This window comes from Paucilactobacillus nenjiangensis (genome assembly GCF_005405445.1).
GTDB lineage: Bacteria > Bacillota > Bacilli > Lactobacillales > Lactobacillaceae > Paucilactobacillus > Paucilactobacillus nenjiangensis.
This window is the reverse complement of record NZ_BJEB01000087.1, coordinates 1-5,247: the sequence shown is the minus strand read 5'-3', so window position 1 is coordinate 5,247 and position 5,247 is coordinate 1. Positions and strand designations below refer to the sequence as shown.

7 protein-coding genes and 1 other annotated feature are annotated in these 5,247 nt (G+C 36.3%); of the genes, 3 read left to right on the top strand and 4 right to left on the bottom strand.

The window, feature by feature from the left end; all coding sequences use genetic code 11:
* Positions 1–126: 126 nt before the first annotated feature.
* The 4 genes from FFM59_RS10305 to FFM59_RS09580 all read right to left on the bottom strand — a co-directional run bounded on the left by FFM59_RS10305 (position 127) and on the right by FFM59_RS09580 (position 2,253).
* Positions 127–438, bottom strand: a complete 312-nt coding sequence (locus FFM59_RS10305) for a histidine phosphatase family protein (RefSeq protein WP_137602816.1) — start codon at positions 436–438, stop codon at positions 127–129.
* Complete coding sequence (locus tag FFM59_RS10300) at positions 414–785, bottom strand: histidine phosphatase family protein (protein WP_137602815.1); 372 nt, start codon at positions 783–785, stop codon at positions 414–416. The genes FFM59_RS10305 and FFM59_RS10300 overlap by 25 nt, the downstream gene beginning before the upstream one ends.
* Positions 786–920: 135 nt before the next feature.
* Positions 921–1,343, bottom strand: a complete 423-nt coding sequence (locus tag FFM59_RS09585; RefSeq protein WP_137602814.1) for a Spx/MgsR family RNA polymerase-binding regulatory protein — start codon at positions 1,341–1,343, stop codon at positions 921–923.
* Positions 1,344–1,458: 115 nt separating this feature from the next.
* Positions 1,459–2,253 (bottom strand): 2-keto-4-pentenoate hydratase, encoded by a 795-nt coding sequence (locus FFM59_RS09580; protein WP_137602813.1) that lies wholly within the window; start codon positions 2,251–2,253, stop codon positions 1,459–1,461.
* Between the two features lie 99 nt (positions 2,254–2,352).
* Positions 2,353–2,574: a binding site (T-box leader), on the bottom strand.
* 171 nt (positions 2,575–2,745) lie between these two features.
* On the opposite strand from FFM59_RS09580, the gene FFM59_RS09575 reads away from it, so the two are divergent.
* From FFM59_RS09575 to FFM59_RS09565, 3 genes are all read left to right on the top strand, one after another.
* On the top strand, positions 2,746–3,273 hold the full coding sequence (locus FFM59_RS09575; RefSeq protein ID WP_137602812.1) for a hypothetical protein: 528 nt from the start codon (positions 2,746–2,748) through the stop codon (positions 3,271–3,273).
* A gap of 258 nt (positions 3,274–3,531) precedes the next feature.
* The gene (locus FFM59_RS09570; protein ID WP_225420346.1) at positions 3,532–4,710 is read left to right on the top strand and encodes a C40 family peptidase; all 1,179 of its coding nucleotides are present in this window, start codon (positions 3,532–3,534) and stop codon (positions 4,708–4,710) included.
* Positions 4,711–4,864: 154 nt separating this feature from the next.
* Positions 4,865–5,074, top strand: a complete 210-nt coding sequence (locus FFM59_RS09565; protein WP_137602811.1) for a hypothetical protein — start codon at positions 4,865–4,867, stop codon at positions 5,072–5,074.
* The last annotated feature ends 173 nt before the right edge of the window (positions 5,075–5,247 follow it).

Genomic DNA, 5,247 nt, shown 5'->3' with positions numbered 1-5,247 from the left:
TTTACTCTCCACCCGCATAGCAGGTGGTTTTTTGTTTCGCACACTTGACGTGCTCAACCAGGTCTAAAGACGCAAAATAAAATGGTACTCATTAAGTCGTGTAGACGACGGAATGAGTACCATTTTTTAGATTGATGTTTGATTGTATTCAGTTACGGTTAATTTATTTGGTCCAACGATAATTTTGGTGATACCACCATTGAGAGGAAATTCATGAACAGGATCCATCGAGGAATCACCATATTGAATGGCGAGGGCACGAATCAAAGTCCCATGGCTTACAATTAGCACATTGTCGTTATCATCAGATGAATCAAATATTTGATTGAAACCGTGATGGATTCTGGTAATAAATTCTTCGCCATTTTCTGCCAAACCTGTGGGGTCAGCTTTTTTCATTCGGTCACGGACGACTAACGGTGAAACTTCTTCCAACATTTCAGCTTGGGTGGAAGCACCATAGGGGGTCGCGATAATTTCCAAGAGGACATATTATCAAGTCCTTCAAATAGTCCAAAAAAAGCTTCCCTAAATTCGGGTAATTCACCATTCAAATGTGACAGGTATTTATTTGGTTTGAGAATTAATTTGGCAGTATCAATGGCTCGCTTCATGTCAGAAGCGTAAGCAGAATTAAAATGGACGTTGGATAATGTATTGCCTGTGTCAATGGCAAGTTGGATACCCTTATCAGTTAAAGGCGAGTCTGCCCAACCTTGTAATTTGTCTAAGGTATTAAAGATAGTCTCTCCGTGGCGCACGATATATACGTTAACTGTTTTCATTATTTATGACTCCTCATCAGATTGTAAAAACTTATGAATATAGTTTACTACAAATAGTTAGGTTGTCATAAAGATTAAAATTGCGCCAACAAAAAAACAGTCATCGCAACGAAAGTTGACGACAACTGTTAGGATTTAAGCTAATTTGACGTTTGTACCGGCTGGGTAAAGTTTGGCAAAGAGGGCTGATAATTCCAGTTTACGTAATCTCTTGGGTACAAATGCACCAATTTTTTCTAGGTCAAACCCAGTTACGAGTTTATGCTTATCAAAAATAATTGGGTTTTTTAAGATATGTGGAGCTTTTTGAATGGCTTCTGATAATTGTTTTAAAGTCATTTGATCTGTATCATGGTTTAAAGCCTTAGTATCCTTCGAACGTTTTGAAATTAATTCATCCGTTCCTTCAATTGAAAGGGTAAACAGGTTCATAATTTCAGCTTCAGTTAAGGGTTCGTTTTCAATGTTGCGTTGTTCAATATCTACATTATGTTCTGCGAGCCACTTAACGGCTTTACGTTTTGAAGGATCGTTTGTGTGAAAATACATTTTTACCATAATAGACACCTTCTCTTTCTTAGTTGAGGTAAATTCTACCGCACAATTGAAAAGGTATCAACTAATTTATTTTATTTTAGATAAGTAAATACTAAATCTTAATTAGTATGAATTTTTATTGAACATGAAGATCAACGCTACCAAAGCCGTTGGTGAAATCACAGGTATAATGACCAGCTTCAAGGTGAGGTGGCAAGACAAATGTACCACTCGAAACTCGTTGTCCGGCGGTTAATTTGAGCCCTTGACTGTCGAGCTTTTTAACTAACCAAGACAAAGAATTAAGCGGGTTCCCTAAGACTTCAGTTGAGGCCCCGGAAGCTAATTCCTTACCGTCAAGTTTCAAAGTTGCTTCAACTTTTTCTAAATCTTGGACAGCCATAGTGGAAGTATCATGAGGAGTACCATAGACTACACGTCCACTGACAGCGCTGTCAGCCATTACCATGTGTTTTGATAATGATGGGAACCAATCAACAAAGCGTGCGTCAGGGAGCTCGACAGCGGGTGAAACAGAGGTCTTACGCAGTAAAGTTTCCAAGGAATCATTTGCTGAGAGATCTTCATTAGCTGTGAACACCAATTCAACTTCAATTAAGGGTTCCATTAAATCGGTCAGTTTAACAGTTGCTGGTGAAGTTAACCATTGATGTTCTACTTCGACACCGTATAAAGGTGAATCAGAATCAAACATGTCTTGAGTTTGCTTACTAGTTAAACTGACTTTGTAACCACCAACTTTTTCCTTCTTTAATTCAGTTAAGGCGTGTTGCACTCGGTAAGCAGATTCATCTGTGGTGACTAAATCTTTAACATCTGCTTCAACTAGTTTAGTTTGTGTTTCCAGTGCGTTAAATAATGTTTCTGCAACTTTTGCTTCTTGAGCTGTTACGTCTGTTAAATTTGTCATATGTAATTCCTCCAATAAAATTATGTAAGTGTCATTAAGTAGATGAAAATTGGCCAATTTTCAAAAAATATGTTATTAAAACAAGAAAACACGTCCTATAAAAAGGACGTGTTAGCGTGGTACCACCTTAATTGTAGTTAATAACTTAACTACATCTCGTGCCGAATCGGCGCTGATAATGGTAGCTACCCAATATAATATCAACTGAATGATGATTATATAACTCGTAGGCGATGTTCATTGATTTCCGGTTACCTTGTTTCACCAACCCAAGGTTCTCTAAAATTCAGAAAGCAACTACTTCCTAGTCGACGTTTTTAATCAAGTTTTAATAATGCTTAATCTACTCACTTTTGATTACTTTGTCAAATCTTTTTTTAAAATTTGATGATAAATACTGACTAATTATCAAAATATGTATTATACAAATTCAACAAAATTCAGGTTTTATGATAGTATTAGAACATTACGAAATAGATTGGAATTTATATTATGAAAAACAAGCATTTACCAGAATTTATCGTCATTTTAATTGTTTTGATTGCCGGAATAGGTGTTTTAACCTTTAATCAAGTCAGCAATCATCAGGCAAAAAAAGTAAATCAAACAAGTACCACATCCAAAAAGAAAGTGACCAAGCCAACGTTCAAAGGTAAATGGGAAGGATCAGCTAGCTACCCTAATAATCAAAAAGTTACTATAGAAGTAAACTTTACAGATTCAAAAAATTATACTTTGACAGAATCAAATACGGTGAGTCAGGTTTGGAAGCGAATCTACACTGGCACATACACAAAATCAAAAGGGGTTGTTAAATTAACACCGGAGTCTGTGGTTGTGACAACCTACGCATCTACTGATGATTTAACTTCAAATAATGTTAGAAATTCAGAAACTGTTGCAAAAAGTGATTTTTATCGTCAATTCGGTAATCAACAGACTGGTACTGTGAAAATTAAAAGTAATCACTTGATGGTTCAACATGATCATGAAAAGATAAAATTACATCTTGTAAAGTAATTGTAATTTTACTGTAACAATAAGTAAAGTGTGTTCAATTGAGATTGATTTAGCAATAATCCTCGTGTTACGGGCATTGTGTAATATGCATCTAATTCATTTGTATACGTTTGGTAACTGTTTTCAATATACAAATATCATGTTACTATGTAGCCACTGATAAATATTCTAGTTATCGAAAGCTCATTACTAAATAAATAGAAATTTGAGTGATGAGATAGTTTTATATGACGTTGTTAAAAAGAGGAGTGTGGAAACATGCAAAGTACTACGAAACAAAAACCGAAATATGTAAAAGGCGCTGTATTAGGTACAGTTGGAGCCTTAGGATTAATGGCAATTAGCACACAAACTGCTAACGCTGATACTGTTACAGTTAAAGCTGGAGACACAATTTGGGATTTTGCCCAAAAGTACGGAGTATCTGTTTCTGATATCGAAGCAAATAATGCGCACGTTCAAAAAGTTAATTCTTCAGTTGATTTGATTTATGCTGGACAAACGTTGAACATTTCAGCTGGTAGCACTACTGCTCCAGTTAGCTCAGCCGCAGTTGCTACAAGTACTGCTACTGCATCTAGTGCAAGTGCACTTAATTCAGACGGTACTTATACTGTTAAGAGTGGAGATTCAATTTCAAGCATCGCTTCAAAATACGGAGTGAGTGCTGATGTGTTAGTTTCAAACAACAACATTGATAATAGTAATTTGATTTATGTTGGACAAGTCTTGAACTTATCTACTACTTCCATTGCTGCAAGCAGTGCAGTCGCAAGCAGCGTACCCGCAGCTGAAAGTGCCGCACCAGTTGCCAGCAGTGCAGTTGTTGAAAGCGATACAGCCGCTGAAAGTGCTGCTCCAGTTGAAAGTGATTCAACTGTTGCAAGTAGCGCAGTTGTTGAAAGTGATACTAGTGCAGATACTACTGCTACTGATAGCGTTAGTGAAGCACCAGCATCAACTTATACTGAATCAACTAGTACAGCAGATACAACAAATTACGATACTGTCGCTGTTGATAATTCTTCAAGCCAAACATCAACTACCACAACTACGAACACTAATTCAGATTTACAATCAGGATCAGTTGTTAGTTTAGCTGTTAAATTAGCTAATGCCGGTATCCCTTATGTTTGGGGTGGAAGCAGCTTAAGTGGTATGGATTGTTCTGGATTGGTAGCATACGTATTCCAAAACGCTGAAGGTAAGTCATTAGCTCACTATACTGTATCGCTTGAATCTGAAGTAACACAAAAATCTGTTTCAGATGCACAACCTGGTGATTTGTTATTCTGGGGTAATCATGGTTCAACTTACCATGTTGCTATTTATATTGGTAATGGACAATTTGTTGCCGCTCCAGAACCTGGTGAAAATGTACAAGTTCAGTCAATTAGCAGCTATTTCATGCCTAGTTTTGCCGGAACTGTCAACTAATAAAAATTTTCTTTGGCCATCCCATCTGGGGTGGCTTTTTATGTAACCAAATTGTAAAGTTAAAACTCTTAACATTTCCTTAAATTGGTGATATAGTCAGTGTTGCAAATTTGAATTTGCTTTTGATACTTTAGTACGCGAGGGAGTGTTTGGAGTGAGTAACAGATTTGAGATTCAGAGAGAATTGACTGACGCTCAAAACCAATTAGATAGTCTTTGTCAGAAAGAAGCGGACAGTTGTAAGACTGAATCTATTGGTACTGTAACAATAGAACCTAAATATGGAAAAGATATGAACGAACTTAGAAGTAAGTGTAGTGAATTAAGTATGATTTTGGAAGCTATGGACGCTTCTGAAGATTAATACTTCTAAGTCGTTAAAAAAGACGTGGCTGGGAAAAAACTAACCAGCTATAGAAAAATCGACCAAGAATTCTATAATTAATAGAATTTTTGGTCTGTTTTTTGTTTTTTTTATATTTGATAATTGTTTATGTGAAAAATTAGCGGTTGCTTTGGTTAAAATTCCCGCTAATT